This window comes from Bradyrhizobium sp. Crot121 (assembly GCF_059512385.1).
The window spans coordinates 63,628-84,428 of record NZ_JCAMOR010000014.1 but is presented as its reverse complement, the minus strand read 5'-3'; the positions used below and the strand labels follow the sequence as shown (position 1 = coordinate 84,428).

The 20,801-nt window shown below is 63.5% G+C and carries 14 protein-coding genes; 8 read left to right on the top strand and 6 right to left on the bottom strand.

Annotation, left to right across the window (positions count from 1 at the left end; genetic code table 11):
- Window positions 1-111: 111 nt before the first annotated feature.
- The 3 genes from AC5ZGW_RS15295 to AC5ZGW_RS15285 all read left to right on the top strand — a co-directional run bounded on the left by AC5ZGW_RS15295 (window position 112) and on the right by AC5ZGW_RS15285 (window position 4,283).
- The gene (locus AC5ZGW_RS15295) at window positions 112-387 is read left to right on the top strand and encodes a hypothetical protein (protein WP_130225269.1); all 276 of its coding nucleotides are present in this window, start codon (window positions 112-114) and stop codon (window positions 385-387) included.
- 489 nt (window positions 388-876) lie between these two features.
- Window positions 877-2,865 (top strand): carbohydrate porin, encoded by a 1,989-nt coding sequence (locus AC5ZGW_RS15290; RefSeq protein ID WP_130225268.1) that lies wholly within the window; start codon window positions 877-879, stop codon window positions 2,863-2,865.
- Window positions 2,866-2,969: 104 nt separating this feature from the next.
- On the top strand, window positions 2,970-4,283 hold the full coding sequence (locus AC5ZGW_RS15285) for an ABC transporter ATP-binding protein (protein ID WP_130225267.1): 1,314 nt from the start codon (window positions 2,970-2,972) through the stop codon (window positions 4,281-4,283).
- A gap of 199 nt (window positions 4,284-4,482) precedes the next feature.
- Here AC5ZGW_RS15285 and AC5ZGW_RS15280 read toward each other — a convergent pair whose 3' ends face one another.
- Entirely contained in the window at window positions 4,483-6,108 is a 1,626-nt protein-coding gene (locus tag AC5ZGW_RS15280) for an FMN-binding glutamate synthase family protein (protein WP_463327059.1), read from the bottom strand.
- 318 nt (window positions 6,109-6,426) lie between these two features.
- A complete protein-coding gene (locus tag AC5ZGW_RS15275; protein WP_028163358.1) occupies window positions 6,427-7,200 on the bottom strand; it encodes a ferredoxin--NADP reductase in 774 nt (257 codons plus the stop codon).
- 291 nt (window positions 7,201-7,491) lie between these two features.
- Between AC5ZGW_RS15275 and AC5ZGW_RS15270 the strand changes: the two genes are divergently transcribed.
- Window positions 7,492-8,445 (top strand): ATP-grasp domain-containing protein, encoded by a 954-nt coding sequence (locus AC5ZGW_RS15270; RefSeq protein ID WP_349645061.1) that lies wholly within the window; start codon window positions 7,492-7,494, stop codon window positions 8,443-8,445.
- Between the two features lie 235 nt (window positions 8,446-8,680).
- Here AC5ZGW_RS15270 and AC5ZGW_RS15265 read toward each other — a convergent pair whose 3' ends face one another.
- Together AC5ZGW_RS15265 and AC5ZGW_RS15260 are read right to left on the bottom strand one after the other, a co-directional pair.
- Window positions 8,681-9,592: an amino acid ABC transporter substrate-binding protein gene (locus AC5ZGW_RS15265; RefSeq protein WP_130225266.1), complete on the bottom strand. Its 912-nt coding sequence runs from the start codon at window positions 9,590-9,592 to the stop codon at window positions 8,681-8,683.
- Between the two features lie 12 nt (window positions 9,593-9,604).
- Entirely contained in the window at window positions 9,605-10,894 is a 1,290-nt protein-coding gene (locus tag AC5ZGW_RS15260) for a dicarboxylate/amino acid:cation symporter (RefSeq protein WP_028167897.1), read from the bottom strand.
- A gap of 212 nt (window positions 10,895-11,106) precedes the next feature.
- Here AC5ZGW_RS15260 and AC5ZGW_RS15255 point away from each other — a divergent pair, with 212 nt between their 5' ends.
- A complete protein-coding gene (locus AC5ZGW_RS15255) occupies window positions 11,107-12,108 on the top strand; it encodes an NADP-dependent oxidoreductase (protein ID WP_130225265.1) in 1,002 nt (333 codons plus the stop codon).
- Between the two features lie 180 nt (window positions 12,109-12,288).
- Here the strand turns inward: AC5ZGW_RS15255 and AC5ZGW_RS15250 are convergent, their stop codons facing one another.
- Both AC5ZGW_RS15250 and AC5ZGW_RS15245 read right to left on the bottom strand, forming a co-directional pair.
- Window positions 12,289-15,447 carry an efflux RND transporter permease subunit gene (locus tag AC5ZGW_RS15250; protein WP_130225264.1) on the bottom strand — a complete coding sequence of 1,053 codons (3,159 nt, stop codon included), beginning with the start codon at window positions 15,445-15,447 and terminating at the stop codon, window positions 12,289-12,291.
- Between the two features lie 10 nt (window positions 15,448-15,457).
- On the bottom strand, window positions 15,458-16,657 hold the full coding sequence (locus tag AC5ZGW_RS15245) for an efflux RND transporter periplasmic adaptor subunit (RefSeq protein WP_165435165.1): 1,200 nt from the start codon (window positions 16,655-16,657) through the stop codon (window positions 15,458-15,460).
- Window positions 16,658-16,889: 232 nt separating this feature from the next.
- On the opposite strand from AC5ZGW_RS15245, the gene AC5ZGW_RS15240 reads away from it, so the two are divergent.
- From AC5ZGW_RS15240 to AC5ZGW_RS15230, 3 genes are all read left to right on the top strand, one after another.
- Window positions 16,890-17,666 carry a cysteine rich repeat-containing protein gene (locus AC5ZGW_RS15240; RefSeq protein WP_130225262.1) on the top strand — a complete coding sequence of 259 codons (777 nt, stop codon included), beginning with the start codon at window positions 16,890-16,892 and terminating at the stop codon, window positions 17,664-17,666.
- Window positions 17,667-17,811: 145 nt separating this feature from the next.
- A complete protein-coding gene (locus AC5ZGW_RS15235; protein ID WP_165435164.1) occupies window positions 17,812-18,942 on the top strand; it encodes an FAD-dependent monooxygenase in 1,131 nt (376 codons plus the stop codon).
- Entirely contained in the window at window positions 18,939-20,549 is a 1,611-nt protein-coding gene (locus AC5ZGW_RS15230) for a benzoate-CoA ligase family protein (protein ID WP_130225261.1), read from the top strand. Before AC5ZGW_RS15235 ends, AC5ZGW_RS15230 begins: the two co-directional genes overlap by 4 nt.
- Window positions 20,550-20,801 lie beyond the last annotated feature (252 nt).

Genomic DNA, 20,801 nt, shown 5'->3' with positions numbered 1-20,801 from the left:
TAATCGACAGCCATAGCCTTCCTCCTCCGCTTCGAACCCAAATCGCGGAGGCTCCGTCCAACGGTGCGTGCGGGCCATCCCGGCGCCGCCTTCAACAGGATGGAGTTATCCATGTCGATCAAGACCAAGATTGCTGCTCTCGCCCTCGCCGCGCTCGCTGTCACCGGCACGATCGCGACGTCGACCACCCAGGCGCAAGCCAAGCCGTTCCACCACCACCACTGGGGCTTGGGCGTCGGTGCCGGCCTCGTCGGCGCAGCGGTTGTCGGCAGCGCCATCGCCGCGAACAACGGCTACTACTACGACGGCTATCGCCGCTGCGGCTGGGTTCGCCAGTACGATGCGTTCGGCAATTACATGGGCCGCGTGCGTACCTGCAATTTCTGATCGATCGACGGAGCGGTTTTGGTTGACGCGTTTTCTGCACAGATAAGTCCACGCAATCTGCGCAAATTTGATTGCGGCGCGAACCGGTAAACCTCCTTCGCTCGAAAACACGTCGACCGTGGATTGTGCGTCCGGCACGGGCGCCTCATCCACCCCGTGTCGTACCCGGACCCGCCCGGCTGTCCCCCCGGGCGGGTCATCCACATCCGGATCTGGCCGCGACAAGATGATCGCGCTTCTGTTGCAAAACTGTCATTGAGCGATGCCATCCAGCGGTAATGACTCGCCGTTTCTTGCTATTGCGAATTATTCGCAATAGGGATTGTGGTACGGTGTAGCTTCCCCGATCTGGCGCGATGGAGGGGAATCAGGACATGCGACCGGGGCAAAGGCGGCGTGATGATTTCGTGTGCGGGAAGGCGTCGTAGCAACGCTTCGGGAACGGGCACGCCGAACCCTCGCGACGTCCAGTTTGGAAGCATCTCCGCCATGCCGCCCTGCAGCCGATCCTTTGCGAAGATTCTCGGCCACGCGGCGGCCGCGACCGTCGCCTTGAGCGGCCCGGCGGTTGCCGCCGATATCGCCTTCAAGGCTCCCGCCTACGCCGCCGTCTACGATTGGACCGGCTTTTATCTGGGGGGCCACACCGGCTACGGCGATGGCAGCCTGGGCCCACGCACCAATCCCCTCCCCGAACAGTCCGTGTTCTTTCCACCGACCGTTACCGGGCTGCTCGGCGGCTACCAGGCCGGATACAATCGCCAATTCTTCAATCGCATGGTGCTCGGCATCGAGGCCGACGCCACCTTCACCAGCCCGACGGACGTGCCGCGGCTGGTGCCGGGCCCTTTCCAGAGCTCGATCGACTACACCGGCACCTTGCGTGGCCGCGTCGGCTACGCATTCGGATGGTGGATGCCCTATCTGACCGGCGGCTTCGCCTGGGGGCACAGCCATGTCAGGATCAACGACGCCGACGGCGAGATCGTCTCGACCCCCGGTCGATATCACACCGGCTGGACCGTCGGCGCAGGTGCCGAATTCGCGCTGAGCGGCAATTGGAGCGCGAAGCTCGAATACGATTATGTCAACCTCGCGCAACGGACCTACGACCTCGGCGAATTCGGCTTGCCCTCCGTCAGCATCAAGCCCGATCTCCATCTGCTGAAGTTCGGCTTGAACTATCAGTTTGGCGACGCGCCTTGGCCGGTCGCGGCAAGCCCGACCAAACTTCCCGAGTCGAACGACTGGAATGTGCATGCGCAGACCACGTTCCTGCCGCAGGGCTATCCGTCGTTCCGCTCGCCCTACATGGGCACCAACAGCCTGCCGGGGCCTGGACAACTCCAGGCGACCTGGACCACGACGGCGTTTCTCGGCCTCAGGCTGTGGGAAGGCGGCGAGCTCTATTTCAATCCGGAGCTGGCGCAGGGCTTCGGCATCAACGGCACGCTCGGCCTTGCCGGTTTCCCCAACGGCGAAGCGCAAAAGGCAGGAGCGGCCTTTCCGAAGCTGCGGCCGCAACGCTACTTCCTCAAGCAGACCTTTGGACTTGGAGGCGAGCAGGAAGAGGTCGCCGATGGTCCCAACCAGTTGCCGGGCAAGCGCGACATCAACCGCATCACCGTCGTCGTCGGGCGCTTTGCGGTCGGCGACTTCTTCGACGGCAATTCCTATGCAAAGGACCCGCGCGCCGATTTCATGAACTGGGCGATGTGGGCCTCTGCCGCCTACGACTTCCCGGCCGACCTGCCTGGCTATACGCGCGGCGCGGTGGTCGAGTTCAACCGCAAGGACTGGGCGGTGCGCGCCGGCCTGTTCCAGGTGCCTGATGCGCCCAACAGCGACGTCCTGACCTTTAAGACCGGCGGCACCGTGGTCGAGTTCGAAGGGCGCTATGCGCTCTCCGACAAGCCCGGCAAGCTGCGGCTCGGCGCATTTGCCAATCGCGGCAATACCGGCATCTATCAGGAGGCGTTGGATATCGAGAGCCTGAACCCGGCGCTCGACATCAATAACGTGATGACGGCCATCCGCCGCGACAATCTCAAATACGGCTTCTACGCCAACCTCGAGCAGCAGCTCGCCACGGACATTGGCCTGTTTGCCCGCGCGAGCTGGAACGACGGCCGCGCCGAAATTCTCTCGTTCACCGACGTCGACCGCAGCGTTTCGGGCGGCCTGTCGGTCAAGGGCAGCTATTGGGGCCGGCCAAGCGACACGTTCGGCATTGGCGGCGCGATCAACGGCCTGTCCGCCGCGCATCGCGATTTCCTGGCGGCTGGCGGCCTCGGCCTCCTGATCGGCGACGGTCGGCTCAACTACAGCCACGAGCGCATCTTCGAGACGTACTACGCGTATTCGATCAGCAAGAACTTCACCTTGACGGCGGACTATCAGTTCATCACAAACCCCGCCTATAACGCCGACCGTGGCCCCGTGCACATCTTCGCGGGAAGGCTGCACGGGGAATTCTAGAGCATATCTTCACAGGAAGATCGTGCTCAAATGAAAGGATCGCGGGAGATCGGTTCAAGGAGCCATTGTCCCGCCGCCTTCGCCTCGGGTGATGAGGAGCCGCCATGCTCGAACAATCCGCTCAGCCTAACCTCATCGATATCCGCGGCGTCTGTCGCTCCTTTCCCAAGGGCAGCGGCGAGAACCTGCTGGTGCTCGAAAACGTCGACCTGACCATCCGCGCCGGCGAGATCGTCGGCCTGCTCGGCCGCTCCGGCTCCGGCAAATCGACGCTGCTCCGGATCATCGCCGGCCTCGTCGACCCGTCCTCGGGAGAGGCGGTCTGCCGCGGCAAGAAGATCGCAGGTCCCCCCAATGGCGTCGCGATGGTGTTCCAGTCGTTTGCGCTGTTTCCCTGGCTCACGGTGCTGCAGAATGTCGAGCTCGGGCTCGAAGCACTCGGCATCGATGCCGCAGAACGACGCACCCGCGCGCTCGCCGCGATCGACCTGATCGGCCTCGACGGTTTCGAATCCGCCTACCCCAAGGAATTGTCCGGCGGCATGCGCCAGCGCGTCGGCTTCGCGCGCGCCCTGGTGGTGCATCCGGACCTGCTGTTGATGGACGAGCCGTTCTCGGCGCTCGACGTCCTGACCGCCGAAACGCTGCGCACCGACCTGATCGATCTGTGGACCGACGGCCGCCTGCCGATCAAATCGGTGCTGATGGTGACGCACAATATCGAGGAGGCGGTGCTGATGTGCGACCGCATTCTCGTGTTCTCGTCCAATCCCGGCAGAGTGGCGACCGAGATCAAGGTCGATTTCCCGCATCCGCGCAACCGCCTCGATCCGGCGTTCCGGCAGCTCGTCGACAACATCTATGGGCGCATGACGCAGCGGACCGACGGCAAGTCGACCACAGCAGCCGAGGCGGCTTCCGGCGCGGGCGTCGGCACGGCGCTCGGCCATGTCTCGTCCAACGAACTGTCCGGCTTGATCGAGACGCTGGCAGGGCCGCCCTATCACGGCCACGCCGACCTGCCGGTTCTCGCCGGCAGCCTGCAAATGGAGACGGACGAGATCCTGCATCTCGGCGAGGCGCTGCAGCTATTGCGGTTCGCGCGCTTAAGCGAGGGCGACCTGGTGCTGACCGAAGCCGGTCTGCGCTTTGCCAATCTCGAAACCGACGCGCGCAAGAAACTGTTCGCCGAACATCTGATCAGCTACGTGCCGGTGATGGGCCTGATCAAACGCGTGCTTGACGAACGCCCGTCCCACACAGCCCCCGCCGCGCGATTCCGCAACGAGCTCGAGGACTACATGTCCGAGGATTATGCGGACGAGACGCTGAAGACCATCGTCTCATGGGGACGCTATGCCGAGCTGTTCGCCTATGACGAACAGTCGGAGACCTTCAGCCTGGAGAACCCGCATTAGCCGACGCGGCCTGTCCCTACCTCGCCGCCGCAACAAACCCTGTCATTCCGGGGCGACGCGAAGCGGCGAGCCCGGAATCCATCGAGCAGCAGATGCGGGTGGAAACATGGATTCCGGGCTCGCCACTGCGTGGCGCCCCGGAATGACCGGGATGGGCGGTTCGCCTTCTCCACGTTCTTGCGGGGAGAGGGAAACGTGCTCACCCCGCCGGCTGGAACGAATCGGGGCGGGCCATGGCCCAGGCGTCGCGGAAGCGGCGGTCCTGGGTGCCTTCGAGCAATTCGCCCGGGCGCAGCGCCGGGTAGAGTTCGGCAAAGGTGCGGACTTCCGTGGTCGATGTCCGCTGGGTGAAATGGATCGGCCGCAACTCCTGCGGATGCTCGAGGCCGGCGGCGGCGAGCAGCTCGGCCAGCGCATGCAGCGTCGCGTGGTGATAATTGCAGACGCGCTCGATCTTGTCGGGCACGTAGAGCGCGCGATTGCGGATCGGGTCCTGCGAGGTCACGCCGGTCGGACAGCGGTCGGTGTGGCAGCTCAAGGACTGGATGCAGCCGAGCGCAAACATGAAGCCGCGCGCCGAATTGCACCAGTCGGCGCCGATCGACATCGCGCGTGCCATGTCGAAGGCAGTCGCGATCTTGCCGGAGGCGCCGATCTTGATGCGGTTACGCGCATTGATGCCGACCAGCGCATTGTGGGCAAAATTGACGCCTTCGCGCATCGGCATGCCCAGATGATCCATGAATTCCAGCGGCGCAGCGCCGGTGCCGCCCTCATTGCCGTCGATCACGATGAAGTCGGGATAGATCCCGCTCTCGAGCATCGCCTTGCAGATCGCGAGGAATTCCCAGGGATGGCCGATGCAGAGCTTGAAGCCGGCCGGCTTACCGCCCGACAGCCTGCGCATCTCGCCGACGAAGGCCATCATCTCAAGCGGCGTCGAGAACGCCTTGTGGGAGGCCGGCGAAATGCAATCTTCCCCTAGGGGAACGCCCCTGATCTTGGCGATCTCTTCCGAGACTTTTGCCGCCGGCAGCACGCCGCCATGGCCGGGCTTGGCGCCCTGGCTCATCTTGAGCTCGACCATCTTGATCTGCTCCTCAGTGGCGATACGCGCGAACTCGTCCGCATTGAACGTGCCGTCGAGATTACGGCAGCCGAAATAGCCGGAACCGATCTCCCAGATGATGTCGCCGCCCTTCTCGCGGTGGTACGGGCTGACGCCGCCTTCGCCGGTGTCATGCGCAAAGCCGCCCTTCCTGGCGCCGGCATTCAGCGCGCGCACCGCGTTCGGGCTGAGCGCGCCGAAGCTCATCGCGGAGATGTTGAAGACCGAGGCGGAATAAGGCTTGGCGCAATCGGGGCCGCCGATGGTGATGCGGAATTTCTCGTTCGAATGGGGCTTCGGCGCCACCGAATGATGCATCCACTCATAGCCCTCGCGGTAGACGTCCTCCTGGGTGCCGAACGGCCGCTTGTCCAGCACCATCTTGGCGCGCTGATAGACGACGGCGCGGGTGTCGCGGGAGAACGGCATGCCGTCCTTCTCGCTCTCGAAGAAATACTGCCGCATCTCCGGGCGGATCTCTTCGAGCAGGAAGCGCAGATGCGCCGAGATCGGATAGTTGCGCAGCACCGCGTGATGCTTCTGCATGAGGTCGCGGACACCCAGCAGCGTCAGCGCGCCGAAGATCAGTAAGGGAATCAGGATGACGTCGATCAGCTTCCGGTCGACGATGCCGAACACGAGCAGAAGCGCAGTGACCACCGAGCAGATCGTGAGCACGATGAAGCGCGGCGAGAACGGAAGCAGCAGCGTTGCCATGAAACCCCTCAGCGGATCCTGCCGAACTGGTTATCGGCGGGCGGAGAGCCTAATCGATCCCGCCCCGTCCGCCACACGCTACACGGTATAATGGGTCTTCGGGTTCACGGATGTGACACCGACGCTACACGATCCGGGGTGGTGTATTGCGCTGCAACGAAAGGGGGAAGAGGCACCCCGCCGTCATTCCGGGTCGATGCGAAGCATCGGGCCCGGAATCCATCGGGCCACAAACGCCGCGGAGAAATGGATTCCGGGCTCGCGCTGCGCGCGCCCCGGAATGACGGGCGAGAGAGTTGGCTTAAAACTCGAAGCCGATCAGCGCTCGACGAAGGCCTTTTCGATCACGAAATGGCCGGGCGTGCTGTGGCTGCCTTCGGTGAAGCCGCGGCCCTCGAACAGCTTGCGCAGGTCCTCCAGCATCGCCGGGCTGCCGCACATCATGATGCGGTCGGTCTCAAGATCGAGCGGCGGCTGGTGGATGTCGTTGAAGAGCTGATCCGACGTGATCAGGTCGGTGATGCGGCCGCGGTTGCGGAACGGCTCGCGGGTCACGGTCGGATAATAGAGCAGCTTCTCGGCGAGCAGCGGACCGAACAATTCGTCGTCGCGCAGATTGGCGACCAGATCCTCGCCATAGGCGAGCTCGGCGACCTGGCGGCAGCCATGGACCAGCACAATGGTCTCGTAGCGGTCATAGACCTCGGGGTCTTTGATCAGGCTCGCGAAGGGAGCCAGACCCGTGCCGGTCGACAGCAGCAGCAGCCGCTTGCCGGGGATGAGATTGTCGGTGATCAGCGTGCCGGTCGCCTTGCGGCCGACCAGGATGATGTCGCCTTCCCGGATCTTCTGCAGCTTGGAGGTCAGCGGACCGTCCTGCACCTTGATCGAGAAGAACTCGAGCTCTTCCTCGTGATTGGCGCTCGCCATCGAATAGGCGCGCAGCAGCGGCCGGCCATCGATCTCGAGGCCGATCATGGCGAACTGGCCGTTCTGGAAGCGGAAGCCGGAATCGCGGGTGGCTCGGAAGCTGAAAAGCGTATCGGTCCAGTGACGAACAGAAAGGACCTTCTCTCGATAGAACGCGCTCATGTGTCTGGTTTTTCCGATTGACCTTACATAAACGAGGTCGAGTAGCGGCTGCTCGACCGCACGTAATTGACTGACATCAAGGGGAAGCCCGCCTGCCCGTCGCGCCGCTGACACACATAATGGAATTCATCCATTGTGCAATTGCGAACTCAGCATGGCTGTCGATTGATTTCGCAGAATGGTTCAAAACATCGTTGTTAAGGTTTCCGGCGCGGCGCAATTAACTTGCTGGAAACGATGCCGGTAGAGCAGTTAATTCCACGCGGCACCATTGAGAGAGGAAAAATCGACTTGGCGATCCCGATCAGCCAGCGGATTTTTGTCGACGCGGTCACGAAATATTGCCTGGCCCGTAACATTACGGTCGAGGTGCGGTCGGAGGCCTGGCTGATCGTCATGCAACGTGGGCAGCGGCGGCACCTCGCCTTCGCGTATGACGTCGGGCTGAACAGCGCGGTCGCGCACCAGATCGCCAACGACAAGGCGGCTACCGCCGAGGTGCTACAATGTTTTGGGGTGCCCTGCATCCCCCACACCCTGTTCCTTGGGCCGAAGCTTGCGGCCTATACGCGGTCGGCCGGCTCCTGGGAAACGATGCTCCGCCTGCTGGCCGAGCATCCCAACGGGCTCGTCGTCAAGCCAAACGAGGGCACGTCGGGCGAGGGAGTCTTCCGGGTGACGACCAAGCATGCGCTCGAGCTCGCGGTCGGCAGGATCCTGGCGGCCTACCCAAGCCTCGCCATCTCGCCCTATGTCGAGATCGAGGACGAGATTCGTGTTGTCCTGGTCGATGATCTCCCGGTCGTCGTCTACAGCAAGGAGCGCCCGTTCGTGATCGGCGACGGCAGGCATTCGCTGCTCGAGCTTGCGCTCGCGGCCATGCCTGCCGAGCGGCGATCGACGGCGCTGCCCGGCCTGATCGCGGCGATCGGGCGGGCCGAGCTCGATGCGATCGTCCCGGAGGGCGAGCGGCGCATCCTCAACTGGCGCCACAACCTCGATTCCGGCGCGCGACCGGTGCTGCTGAAGCAGGGCGAGACGCGCGACACCTGCATCGAGATCGCGATCAAGGCCGCCCGCGCGATCGGCATCCGCTTCGGCTCGATCGACGTCGTACGCACCGATGGCGCCTGGCGGATCCTCGAAGTCAACGCCGGCGTGAAGATGGAAGCGCTGAGCCGCTCGCACCCGGAATTGGCTTATGCCGCGTATGAAGCGGCGCTGGATAGGGTGTTTGCGCAGTAAGGCAGTGACGCTGTGAGACCCTCATCGTGAGGAGCGCGGAACGCGCGTCTCGAACCATGAGGCCCCGCCGGTGGCCTCGCCCTTCGAAACGGTCGCTGCGCGGCCTCCTCGGGGTGAGGGGAGAAGTCGGAATGCGGCGCTCTCTCCCCGTCATTGCGAGCGTAGCGAAGCAATCCATGGCGCCGCTTGCGGAAGCGTGGATTGCTTCGCTGCGCTCGCAATGACGGACGAGAAGCTAATTACTTGTCCCCTCGTTATCGTCCAGCGCCTTGAAAGCCTCCTCGAGCTGCGGCGAGATCGCGACGTTGAGGCGTTCGCCGGTGGGAAGCCGCGCGATGAACCATTTGTTGTAGAGCGGGATCAGGTCGCGGCCGGAGCCGAGCTTGCGGAAGGTGCGCTCGACCACGTCCTTCAACTGCGGCTCGCCCTTGCGGTACATGATGCCGTAGGGATCGTAGGATAGGTAGTCGCCGACCACGCGGAACCTGTCCTGCGACTTGTGCCGCGCGATCAGGCCGTAGAGCAGGATGTCGTCAGTCGCGAACGCATCCGCGTTGCCGTCGGCCAACATCTGGTAGGACTGCTCGTGATCGGGCGACGTCACGATATTCAGCCCGAGCGAAAATTTCTTGTCGACATTGTGCATGGCCTGTTCGTTGGTGGTCCCCTTGGTCACCACCACCGTCTTGCCCTTGAGATCGGTCACGCCGGAGATGGAAGAGGTCTTCGGCACCATCAATTTGGTGCCGGCGACGAAGATCAAAGGAGAGAACGCGACCTGCCTGGCCCGCTCGGCATTCGCCGTGGTCGACCCGCATTCGAGATCGACCTTGCCCTGCACAACAGCAGGAATGCGATCGTCGGAGGTGACCTTGACGTAGTCGATCCTGAGATTGGGATCGTCGACCTCGACGCCGATCTCCTCCACAATCGCCTCGCACAATTCGAGGCTGTAGCCGATCGGCCGGTTGGATTGATCGAGGAAAGAAAACGGCGGCGAGCTCTCGCGGTAGCCGAGCCGCACCACATGGGTGTTCTTGATATTGGCGAGCGTCGGGCTAAGGCCCTCCACCGTTTGAGCGACCGCGGCGCCGGCCAGCAGGCTTGCTGACAACAGCGCCGCGGCCAAGCTTCGGGCGTGATGCATGCACCCCTCCCATCAATGGCCGGCCATCACCGCACCCGGCACCGCATCGGACGGCACCGCATCGTCAGGCCCAAGCTCGTGCTCTTCCTTCAACTCGCCTTCCCACTTGGCGACCACGGCGGTGGCGAGCGAATTGCCGATCACATTGGTGGCGCTGCGGCCCATGTCGAGGAAGGTGTCGATGCCCATGATCATTAGCAGGCCCGCCTCGGGAATGCCGAACTGGCTGAGTGTCGAGGCGATCACGACGAGGGAGGCGCGCGGCACGCCGGCGACGCCCTTGGAAGTGATCATTAACGTGGCCAGCATCGCAAGCTGGGTGCCGAGCGACATGTCGATATGATAGGTCTGCGCGATGAAGATGCTGGCGAAGGTGCAGTACATCATCGTGCCGTCGAGATTGAAGGAATAGCCGAGCGGCAGCACGAAGGCCGAAATCCGCGCCGAGGCGCCGAAGCGGTTCAATCCCTCCAGCGTCTTCGGATAGGCGGCCTCCGACGAGGCGGTCGAGAACGCGATCATCAATGGCTCACGGATCAGCCGCAACAGGTGGCTGTAGCGCGGCCCGATTACGATGAAGCCGACGACGACCAGGATCGCCCACAGGATCAGGAGAGAGACGTAGAAGCCGCCCATGAACACGACGAGCTTCCAGAGCACCCCAAGTCCGTTCTTCGACACCGTCGCCATGATCGCGGCCCACACCGCAAGCGGCGCGAACAGCATCACATAGCTCGTGACCTTCAGCATGATGTGGGCGAGGTCGTCGATCAGGGCCATGATCGGCTTCGCCCGCTCCGGCATTGCGCCGAGCGCGACCGCGAAGAACACCGCGAACACCACGATCTGCAGGATCTCGTTCTGCGCCATCGCGTCCGCGATCGAGGTCGGCACCAGGTGGATCAAAAATTTCTCAAATGAAAAGGCCGAGACCGGCAGGCCGGTCGACTGGGCTTTGTCGGGCAGCGTGCCCGGAAAGTTGGCGCCGGGCTGCAGCAGGTTGACCATGACGAGGCCGAGCAGGAGCGATACGAAGGAAGCGCTGACGAACCAGCCCATGGTCTTCGCGAAGATGCGCCCAAGCCGCGCGCCACTTCCCATATGCGCGATGCCGCCGACCAATGTCGCGAACACCAGCGGCGCGATGATCATCTTGATCAGCCGCAGGAACAGCATCGCGATCAGGTTTACGTCGGCCGCGATCTCCGCCCGGCTGTCGGGCAGAAAGTTGTAGACGAAGGCACCCATCACGATGCCCAGCACCATCGCGATGAGGATGTACTGCGTGAACCTGCTCGACATGCTCTTACTCCCGTAAGTCGCCCGGCAAGCGATGGAGTGTGGCAGATTTACGCAGGCGCGCAACACGCTTTCGCTCTCCGCGAGCGGAGCTGCATGTTCCAGTTGTGGAATAGACACGCGGGGATTAGCGTCATGGCAGCGCACAATCTGTGCAATCTGGCGCGCAACGCGCACGCAGTTGCATCGGGATTGACCAACAAGGGAGGGACACCATGAGCGAAGCTAATAATCGTCAGATCCTACTGGTGGAGAAGCCGACCGGGAGGCTCGGACCTGAGCACTTCAGGATGGTCAATGGCAGCATCCCCGAGCCGAAGGACGGCGAGGCCTTGCTGCGGCTGCGCTATCTCTCGCTCGATGCCGCCAACCGCGCCTGGATGCACGGCGCGACCTACCGCGCCGCGGTCGAGGCCAACACCGTGATGTCCGGTGGCGGCATCGCCGAGGTGGTGGCGTCTAAGGCCTCAGGCCTTGCGCCGGGCGACATCGTGTTCGGGGACACCGGCTGGCAGGATTATGCCGCGGTGCAGGCAAAGCATCTGACCAAGATGCCAAAGCTCGAGCCGATGACGCATTTGCTCAGCGTCTACGGCATCGCTGGCCTCACCGCCTATTTCGGCCTGCTCCATGTCGGCAAGCCCAAGGAAGGCGAGACCGTCGTGGTCTCGGCAGCCGCCGGCTCGGTGGGCTCGATCGTTGGACAGATCGCAAAAATCAAGGGCTGCCGCGTGGTCGGCATTGCCGGCGGCAAGGACAAGTGCCACTGGCTGACCAGCGAACTCGGCTTCGACGCCGCGGTCGATTACAAGGACGGCGGCACCTACAAGGCGCTACGGTCGGCTGCGCCTGATGGCATCGACGTCTATTTCGACAATGTCGGCGGCGACATCCTGGAGGCTTGCCTGCCGCAGATGAACAATCGCGGCCGCATCGCCTGCTGCGGTGCGATCTCGCAATATGACGGCGTCCCCTCCGCTCACGGCCCGCGCGGCGTGCCCGGATTGATCGTTGTCAAGCGGCTGATCATGCAGGGCTTCATCGTGATGGACTTCATGGACCAGCGCGACGCTGCGCTCGCCGACCTGCAGTCCTGGATCGCCTCCGGCAGGCTGAAGGTGCAGGAGGACGTGATCGACGGGCTGGAGAACGCGCCGGCCGCGCTGATCGGCCTGCTCGCCGGCGAGAACCGCGGCAAGCGCATGATCCGGGTGTGATGTTCTGGCGATGCGGCCTTCTCCCTCTCCCCGTTCTTACGGGGAGAGGGTTGGGGTGAGGGGCTCTCTCCGCAAACACGGTAATAGCTGAGTTCGCGGAGACTCCCCCTCACCCGGATCGCATCTGCGATGCGATCCGACCTCTCCCCGCAAGCGGGGCGAGGTGCAGTGAAGGAGCCGTTACGGCGCCTGCGGGACAATCCCCGTAGCCGGCGCCTTTTCCTTGCGCGACTTGCGCCAATTCTCGAAGCCCTGCACCACAACGAAGAACGCGGGCACGAACAGCACGGCAAGGCAGGTCGAGGCGATCATGCCGGAGAACACGGTGATGCCGATTGACTTCCGCGCATTGGCTCCGGCGCCGGTCGCGAGCACCAGCGGCACCACACCGAGGATGAAGGCAAAGGACGTCATCAGGATCGGGCGGAACCTGGCGCGTGCCGCCGCGATCGCCGATTCGATCAGCGGCTCGCGGCCTCGCACGTGATGCTCGAGCGCGACCTCGACGATCAGGATCGCATTCTTCGCCGACAGTGCGATCAACAAGATGATGCCGATCTGGGTGTAGAGGTTGTTGTCGATCCGCAAGGCTGACAACACCAGCATCGGGCCGAGCAACGATAGCGGCACAGCGAGTATCACCGAGATCGGCGCGTACCAGCTCTCATACTGACCGGCCAGCACCAGGTAGACCAGCAGTAAGGCAAGGCCGAATGCATAGTAGATCTGGTTGCTGACTGCCTTCTCCTGATACGACATCGCCGTCCACTCAAAGCCCGTACCCGGCGGCAGCGTCTTTGCGGCGATCTGCTCCATCAACGCCATTGACTGTCCCGAGCTGTAGCCCTGCGCCGGCAGGCCGATGATGGAGGCGGACGGGTAGAGATTATAGAGGCTGATCAGCGACGGCCCGACCGACGGCGTGATCGTGGCGACGGTGCCAAGCGGGACCATTTCGCCCTGGCTGTTGCGCACCATCAGGTTCTGGATGTCGCGCAGGTTCAGGCGGAATTTCGAATCCGCCTGCACATAGACCTGGAAGGTGCGGCCGAATTTGTTGAACTGGTTGACGTAGCTCGCGCCGAGATAGCTCGACAGCGTCGAAAAGATCTGGTCGGTCGTGACGTTCAGCGTCTGGGTCTTGGTCCGGTCGACCTCGACGTCGTATTGCGGCACCATGGAGCGGAAGGACGAGCTGACCCGCTGCAGCGCGCTTTGCGTCTGCGCATTGGCGACGACCGCGCCGGTGATCGCCTGCAGCTTGGCGTAATCGGCATTGCCGTCGCGGAGTTCGACCTGCATCGCGAAGCCGGCGGCATTGCCGATGCCCTGGATCGGCGGCGGGGGAATCACCAGGATGCGCGCCTCCTCGATCTCGGCCAGCTTGTCGTTCAGCCCAAACACCAGAGAGCGCAGATCCTCGCCGGGCCCGCGTTGGCTCCAATCCTTCAGGATCAAATAAGCGACGCCGGCATTCGCCAGGCTCGAACTATTGTCGAGCGCGGAGATGCCGGCGATGGAGACCACCTGCTGCACGCCGGGCGACTTGCCGGCCATCTCGCTGACCCTTTCGAGGACACGTTGTGTCCGATCCAACGCAGCACCATCGGGTAATTGCACTGCAGCCAGCAGATAGCCCTGGTCCTCGATCGGGATGAAGCCGGTCGGCACCCGCGACAGGCCGTAGCCGGCAAGACCGATCAGGATCAGCGCAGCCACGACCGAAACATTGCTGTGCCTGACCAGCCCGCCGATCAGCCGCGCATAGCCGCGCTCCAGCCGCTCATAGAGGGCATTGAAGCCGCGGTAGAAGACATTGCGCTGCTCCAGCGGCACCGGCCGGCGCAGCCACAGCGCACACTGCGTCGGCTTCAGGGTCGCGGCATTGATGGCGCTGATCAGAGCGGTCGCGGCGATCACCAGCGCGAACTGCGCGTACATGCGCCCGGTGAGCCCCGGCAGGAACGCCGCCGGCAGGAACACCGAGATCAGCACCAGCGTGATGCCGACGATCGGCGCGAACAATTCATCCATCGCCTTGATCGCCGCATCATGGCCGGACAGGCCACGCTCGATATTGTGCGCGGCGCCCTCAACCACGACGATGGCGTCGTCGACCACGATGCCGATCGCCAGCACGATCGCAAACAGCGTCGAGAGATTGATGGAAAAGCCGAGCGCCGCCATCGCCGCGAACGCGCCGATGATGGTTACCGGCACTGTGGTCGCCGGCACCAGCATCGCGCGCCAGTCCTGCAGGAAGACGAGGATCACGATCAGCACCAAGAGGCCGGCCTCGATCAGCGTCTTGTAGACCTCGTTGATCGAGGCCTGGACGAAGATGGTGGTGTCGAACGGCGTGTCGTATTTGATGTCCTGCGGGAACTGCTTGGCCAGTTCCACCATCTTCTTCTCCACCGCCTTCTCGACCTCGAGCGCGTTGGCGCCGGGCGACAGGAACACGCCGATGCCGGTGGAAGGCTTATTGTTGAGCGAGAAGATCTGGCTGTAGGTCTGGGCGCCGAGCTCGACCCAGCCGACGTCGCGGACGCGGGTGACGTCGCCGACGTTTCCGGTCTTGACGATGATGTTCTCGAACTGGCTCGTGTCATCAAGCCGGCCGGCAACGTTCAGCGTGTACTGGAACGCCTGGCCGGGCGGCGTCGGCGGCATGCCGACCTGTCCCGCCGTGACCTGCTGGCTCTGCTGCTGGATCGCCTGGATGACGTCCTGCGGCACCAGATCGCGTGCCTGCAATTGGTTCGGATCGAGCCAGACCCGCATCGAGTATTGGCCGGCGCCGAACACGGTGACGTTGCCGACCCCTGACAGCCGCGACAGCTCATCCCTGATGCTGATGGTCGCGTAGTTGGAAAGGAACAGGCTGTCATAGGTCTTATTCGGCGAGGTTAGCGTCACGAACAGCAGGATCGAGGTCGACCGCTTCTGCACCGTTACGCCCTGGCTCTGCACCGATTGCGGCAATTGCGACAGCGCGCTCGACACCCGGTTCTGCACCAGCACCTGCGCGAAATTGAGATCGGTACCGATCTTGAAGGTGACCGTCAGCGTATAGGTGCCATCGGCGCCGCTATAGGACTGCATATAGAGCATGTCCTCGACACCATTGACCTGCTGCTCGATCGGCAGCGCCACGGTGTCGATCACGGTCTTGGCGGATGCGCCGGGATAGCGGGTCGTCACCTGCACGGTCGGCGGCACCACGTCGGGATATTGCGCGACCGGCAGGTTGAGCAGCGCCACGCCGCCGATCAGGATCATCAGGATCGCGATGACGTTGGAAAGGACCGGCCGCTCGATGAAGAATTTCGAGATCATGGCCGCCCCCTCACTTCGCCGATGCGGAGGCTTCGATCTTCTGCAGTTGCGGATCGACCTTCTGGCCGGGGATCGCGCGCAACAATCCGGCGATGAGGACGCGGTCGTCCGGCTTCAGCCCGCTATCGATGACGCGCAATTCGCCTTCGAGCTGTCCGGTTTCCACCTTGCGCTGCTCGACCACGTTGTCGGCGTTGACGACCAGCACATAGCGGCCGGCCTGGTCGCTGCCGAGCGCGGTAGCGGGCACCAGCAGCGCGTCCTGCTGCTGGTCATAGGGCACGCGGACGCGGACAAAAAAGCCCGGCAACAACGTGCGGTCGGGATTGTCGAAGATGCCGCGCACCGGCAGCGTGCCGGTCGACTGGGTGAGGATCGGCGAGATGTAGTCGAGCTTGCCCTTGTGCGGATAGCCGGTCTCCGTCTGCAGGCCGACCTCGACCGGCAACTGACGCAGCTCGGCCACGGAGAGACCACGCCGCCTCGCGTCCTCGCGGATGCGCAACACGTCCTGTTCGTTGACGTTGAAATTGACCCAGATCGGATCGAGCTGGACGATGCTGGCAAGCTGCGTCGGCGAAGTCGAGCCGACGAGTTCGCCGACCGAGACGAGGTGCGCGCTGACGATGCCGTCGAACGGTGCCGTCACATTGGTGTAGCCGTAATTGACCTCTGCGATCCGGGTATTGGCTTGCGCCTGCTGCAGGCTGGCCTGGGCGTTGTCGCGATTCGCCGTCGACGTATCGAGTGTCGCCTGCGAGACCGCCTGTCGCTGCACCAGGTCGATCTGGCGCTTGAAATCGGTCTCCGCCTGCTTCAGCGTCGCTTGCGCGCCCACCTCCGCCGCCTTTGCCTGCTCGAGCTTCAACTTGTAGGTCTCAGGCTCGATCGTGAACAGCGTGGTGCCTTGCTTGACGAAGGTGCCGTCCTGATAATCGATCGACTGCAGAAAACCCTGCACGCGCGCCACCAGGTCAACGCTCTTGACCGGCGCGGTGGTGCCGGTTGTCTCCAGGAAACGCGTAATGCTGCGCTGCACCGGAATCGCGACTTCCACCTTTGGTGGCGGCGGTGGCACGAAAGTATTTTGCTCGCAGCCACTTGAACCGACCAAGACGGACAGCAGGAAGCTAATGCGCAACAGGGGCGCAGCGGCCGGTCGCGCGCCATGGTTCGATCCGCAACAGGCCGATGGGCGCGCAAGCTTCATTTCCGTGCACCAGTTCAACTTGCCCCGCAAAGAGGCGTTCATCCGGAGACGACTGTCGCGATGCATCCATAGCAACAATTGGCTTGCAGTGGAACCCGAAACAGAAAATGATACCGCCCACTAAGATTGCCGTACCAGACTTTTCAAGAGCGACCTTCTTCAAGAACGAACTTCGCAAGAATGAACTTCGGTTGAAGCGGCGGCTTCCGTCGACAACAAAGGGTTTGCTTACATGATCAAGACATTGAAGCGCGCATGCGGGCGCGCCCTGCCGTTTTCCGTCGTGCTGTTTGCGACCGCAGCGCTGGCGCAGGCGCCGAGCGAGGCCCAGCGTGAGGCGATCAAGTCGCAATGCCGCAACGATTACATGGCGCATTGCTCCAGCATTCCGCCCGGCGGCGAAGCTTCGCTGCAATGTCTGCAGAAGAACATGTCGAGCTTGTCTGCAGGCTGCGCCGGTGCGGTGCGTGCAGTAGAAGCACCGGCCGCACCGAAGGCGGAGACGGCGCCGGCCCCTACCAAGACCGAGGCGCCGGCGGCGGCAACCAGCGCAGCGAAGCCGAAAGCGGCGGGCACGCAGGCCAAGCCGACCGAGGCGCAGGTTTCCGCGATCCGGAGCGCCTGCCGTTCCGACTATCAGAAGGTCTGTCCCGGCGTGCCGACCGGCGGCGCCCCCGCACTGCGATGCCTCGAGAAGAACAAGGCGAGGCTCTCGCCCGCTTGCGGTGAGGCAGTTGCGGCCGCGAGTGGTGGTGCGGCGCCAGCGGCAGGCGACGGCTCCACTGCTGCGGCTACCGCGCCGGCGGCGCCTGCGGCAGGGATCGTACTGCGGCCCTTGCGTCCGCGCGAAGAACTGCTCGTCGTGCGGTCGGCCTGCGGCGCCGACGTACGCTCGCTGTGTGGCGGCGTTGCGCCGGGAGGCGGCCGGATCGCGCAGTGCCTAGCCTCGAATGCCGCCTCGCTGTCGCCCGCCTGCAAGGAAGTGCTGGGACAGTTCGCGGCGCGGTGAGCCCGCCGCGACCGGCCCGCTCCGCGCAGCGGAACACGAGAACAAGCTGAATCAGGCTGACCGAAACTTTCCGGTGGCGCCGGGCGCGCCCTGCGGATAGTCTAGGCGCAAAATCGTAAGTACACTGTCAATCGGGAGGAATATCGTGCGTATCGCCGTGATCGGCGGAGGTCCCGGCGGCCTCTATTTCGCCTATCTCTGGAAGCGGCGGCACCCGGACGCAGTCGTCGAATTGTTCGAGCAGAACCCGGCCGGTGCGACCTGGGGGTTCGGCGTCGTGTTCTCGGACCAGGCGCTGGAATTCCTGCGCGCCGACGATCCCGATACGGTCGACGCCATCGCGCCGAACATGGAAAGCTGGAAGAACATCACGCTCAACCTGCGCGGGGAGAGCGTCGAGATCGACGGCGTCGGCTTCTCCTCGATCGGCCGACTTGCGCTGCTTTCCCTGTTGCAGGAGCGCGTCCGCGCGGTCGGCGTCACCCCGCAATTCGAAAAACCGATCCAGTCGGTCGACGCGCTGCAAGGCTATGACCTGATCGTCGCCGCGGACGGGCTGAACTCGCTGGTGCGCCGGAGTTTTGAGGGCGACTTCGGGACCTCGCTGTCCTATTCGTCCAACAAGTTCGTCTGGTACGGCACCGCGAAGCGGTTCGAGACGCTATCGCAGACCTTCGTCAAGACCGAACGCGGCGCCTTCAATGCTCACCACTATCGCTATTCGCCGACCATGAGCACGTTCCTGGTCGAGTGTGACCGTGCCACCTGGCACGCCTATGGCTTCGCCAACAAGGACGCCGATCACGCCAAGTCCGTGTGCGAGGAGGTGTTTGCCGAGACGCTCGGCGGACAGCCGCTGATCTCGAACAAATCGCTGTGGCGCAACTTCCCGTGGATCTGGAACGAGCACTGGTCGTTCAAGAACATGGTGCTGATCGGCGACGCCCTGCACTCGGCGCATTTCTCGATCGGCTCCGGCACCCGCCTTGCGATCGAGGACGCGATTGCGCTGACGAAGGCGCTCGAATCCGAGGCGCATGTCTCCACCGCCCTTCACCGCTATGAAGCCGAACGCAAACCGATCGTGAAGAAGCTGGTGACGGCGGCGCGCACCAGCGCCGACTGGTACGAGAAATTCCCCGAACACATGAAGCTCGACCCGATGGATTTTGCCTTCAGTTACATCACCCGTTCGGGACGGATCGACGACGCGCGGCTGCGCGCGATGTCGCCGAACTTCATGGCAGGCTACGAGGCCTCGAGGAGCAAGTCGTGAACGAGATCGCCGACCAGGTACCATCGGACAGTCCGGGCGCGCGCGAGATCGGCTTTGCGCTGTCCGAGCGCTACAACGCAAGCCGCATCCTGTTCGACAATCTCGCGCAGGGCCGCGGGGATTTGACGGCATTGACCGGCCCGGCGGGAACGCGGACCTACCGCGAACTCTGCGCCGACGCCGCGCGCTGGGCCCATGGCTTCGCTTCTCTGGGCCTGAAGCGCGGCGATCGCATCCTGCTGTTCCTGGACGACACCCCCGCCTATCCGGCGGCCTTCTTCGGTGCTATCGGCGCCGGCTTCGTGCCGCTGCTCATCAACACGCTGACGCCGCCGGACCTCCTGCAGTTCTATCTTTCGGACGCGAGCGCAACGGTCGCGGTTGCCGACGCCGAGTTCTGCTCGCGCTTCAGCATTGAGGCCTGCACGGATACGCCGCTGCAAACGCTGATCGTGGTCAATGGCGCGGCCGGCGAGCCTGCCGTACCGCAGGCCCTGCTGGCCGATGAATGGCTGCCGCGTTTTTCGACCGAGCTCGCCACAGCCGACACCCATCGCAACGAGATGGCGTTCTGGATGTATTCCTCCGGCTCGACCGGCCGACCCAAGGGCATCGTGCATCTACACCACGACATGGCCTATAGCGAGCAGGCATTCTCCCGCAGCGTGCTGAAGCTGACGCCGGGCGACATCTGCTTCTCGGTGCCGAAGATTTTCTTCGCCTATGGCTTCGGCAATTCCATCACTTTCCCGTTCTCGGTCGGCGCCGCCACGCTGCTCTTGCCCGGCCAGCCGAAGCCGGCATCGATCTTCGCCGCGATCGAGCAGTATCGTCCGACCGTGTTCTTCGGACTGCCGACACTCTACACCGCGCTGACCAAGGCCGACGGTGCTGACAAGGCCGATTTCTCCTCACTGCGCATGGCGATCTCGGCCGCGGAGGTGCTCTCGGCCGACGTCTTCAACGGTTGGAAGGCACTGACCGGGCTCGAGATCATCGAAGGTCTCGGCTCGACCGAGGTGCTGCACATCTATCTCTGCAACCGCGCGGACAGGAAGAAGCTGGGCGCTGCGGGCGTACGCGTCCCCGGCTACGAGATCCTGCTGCGCGACAAGGACGGCCGCGAGGTCGCCGACAACGAAGAAGGCATTTTGTGGGTGCGCGGCGATTCGAACACGCCGCTGTACTGGAATCGTCCCGACAAGACCGCCGAGACCGTGCGCGATGGCGGCTGGATCTACACCGGCGACCGCTTCGTCCGCGACCGCGACGGCTTCCATTTCTTCCGCGGCCGCGCCGACGACCTGATCAAGATATCAGGCCAATGGGTCTATCCGCTGGAGGTCGAGCTCTGCCTCGCCGATCATCCCGACGTGCGCGAATGCGCAGTCTTCGCCGCCGAACTGCCTGATAGACGCATGACGCTGAAGGCGGTGCTGGTGATGAACGACCGCGCGTTCGATGCGGAGGAGACGGCGAAGCGGCTGCAGGATTACGTGAAGGCAAAGCTGCTGCCGTACAAATATCCGCGCGAGATCAAGTTTATTGACGAGCTGCCGAAAACGGGAACAGGCAAGATCGACCGGCAGGCGGTGATGAAGATGTAATATCCGCTTACGCAACTGCCCCGCCTCTCCCCTTGTGGGAGAGGCCGGAGCGCATGTAGCGAAGCGGAATGAGATCCGGGTGAGGGGTCGCGGTCTATCGAGGGACCACGACTCGCGGAGGCATACCCCTCACCCGGAATCCAAGCTGCGCTTGGATTCCGACCTCTCCCACAAGGGGAGAGGTGGAGCTTGCCGCACGGACATCACGTCACATCAACATTCGTGGTTATGGGTCCCGGGTCAAGCCCGGGA

What these genes read in the sequence shown, in the direction of transcription:
- AC5ZGW_RS15245 (WP_165435165.1), bottom strand. Translation starts at nt 16,657, where the DNA reads ATGAAGCTTGCGCGCCCATCGGCCTGTTGCGGATCGAACCATGGCGCG.
- AC5ZGW_RS15290 (WP_130225268.1), top strand. Translation starts at nt 877, where the DNA reads ATGCCGCCCTGCAGCCGATCCTTTGCGAAGATTCTCGGCCACGCGGCG.
- AC5ZGW_RS15275 (WP_028163358.1), bottom strand. Translation starts at nt 7,200, where the DNA reads ATGAGCGCGTTCTATCGAGAGAAGGTCCTTTCTGTTCGTCACTGGACC.
- AC5ZGW_RS15255 (WP_130225265.1), top strand. Translation starts at nt 11,107, where the DNA reads ATGAGCGAAGCTAATAATCGTCAGATCCTACTGGTGGAGAAGCCGACC.
- AC5ZGW_RS15260 (WP_028167897.1), bottom strand. Translation starts at nt 10,894, where the DNA reads ATGTCGAGCAGGTTCACGCAGTACATCCTCATCGCGATGGTGCTGGGC.
- AC5ZGW_RS15240 (WP_130225262.1), top strand. Translation starts at nt 16,890, where the DNA reads ATGATCAAGACATTGAAGCGCGCATGCGGGCGCGCCCTGCCGTTTTCC.
- AC5ZGW_RS15250 (WP_130225264.1), bottom strand. Translation starts at nt 15,447, where the DNA reads ATGATCTCGAAATTCTTCATCGAGCGGCCGGTCCTTTCCAACGTCATC.
- AC5ZGW_RS15280 (WP_463327059.1), bottom strand. Translation starts at nt 6,108, where the DNA reads ATGGCAACGCTGCTGCTTCCGTTCTCGCCGCGCTTCATCGTGCTCACG.
- AC5ZGW_RS15285 (WP_130225267.1), top strand. Translation starts at nt 2,970, where the DNA reads ATGCTCGAACAATCCGCTCAGCCTAACCTCATCGATATCCGCGGCGTC.
- AC5ZGW_RS15295 (WP_130225269.1), top strand. Translation starts at nt 112, where the DNA reads ATGTCGATCAAGACCAAGATTGCTGCTCTCGCCCTCGCCGCGCTCGCT.
- AC5ZGW_RS15265 (WP_130225266.1), bottom strand. Translation starts at nt 9,592, where the DNA reads ATGCATCACGCCCGAAGCTTGGCCGCGGCGCTGTTGTCAGCAAGCCTG.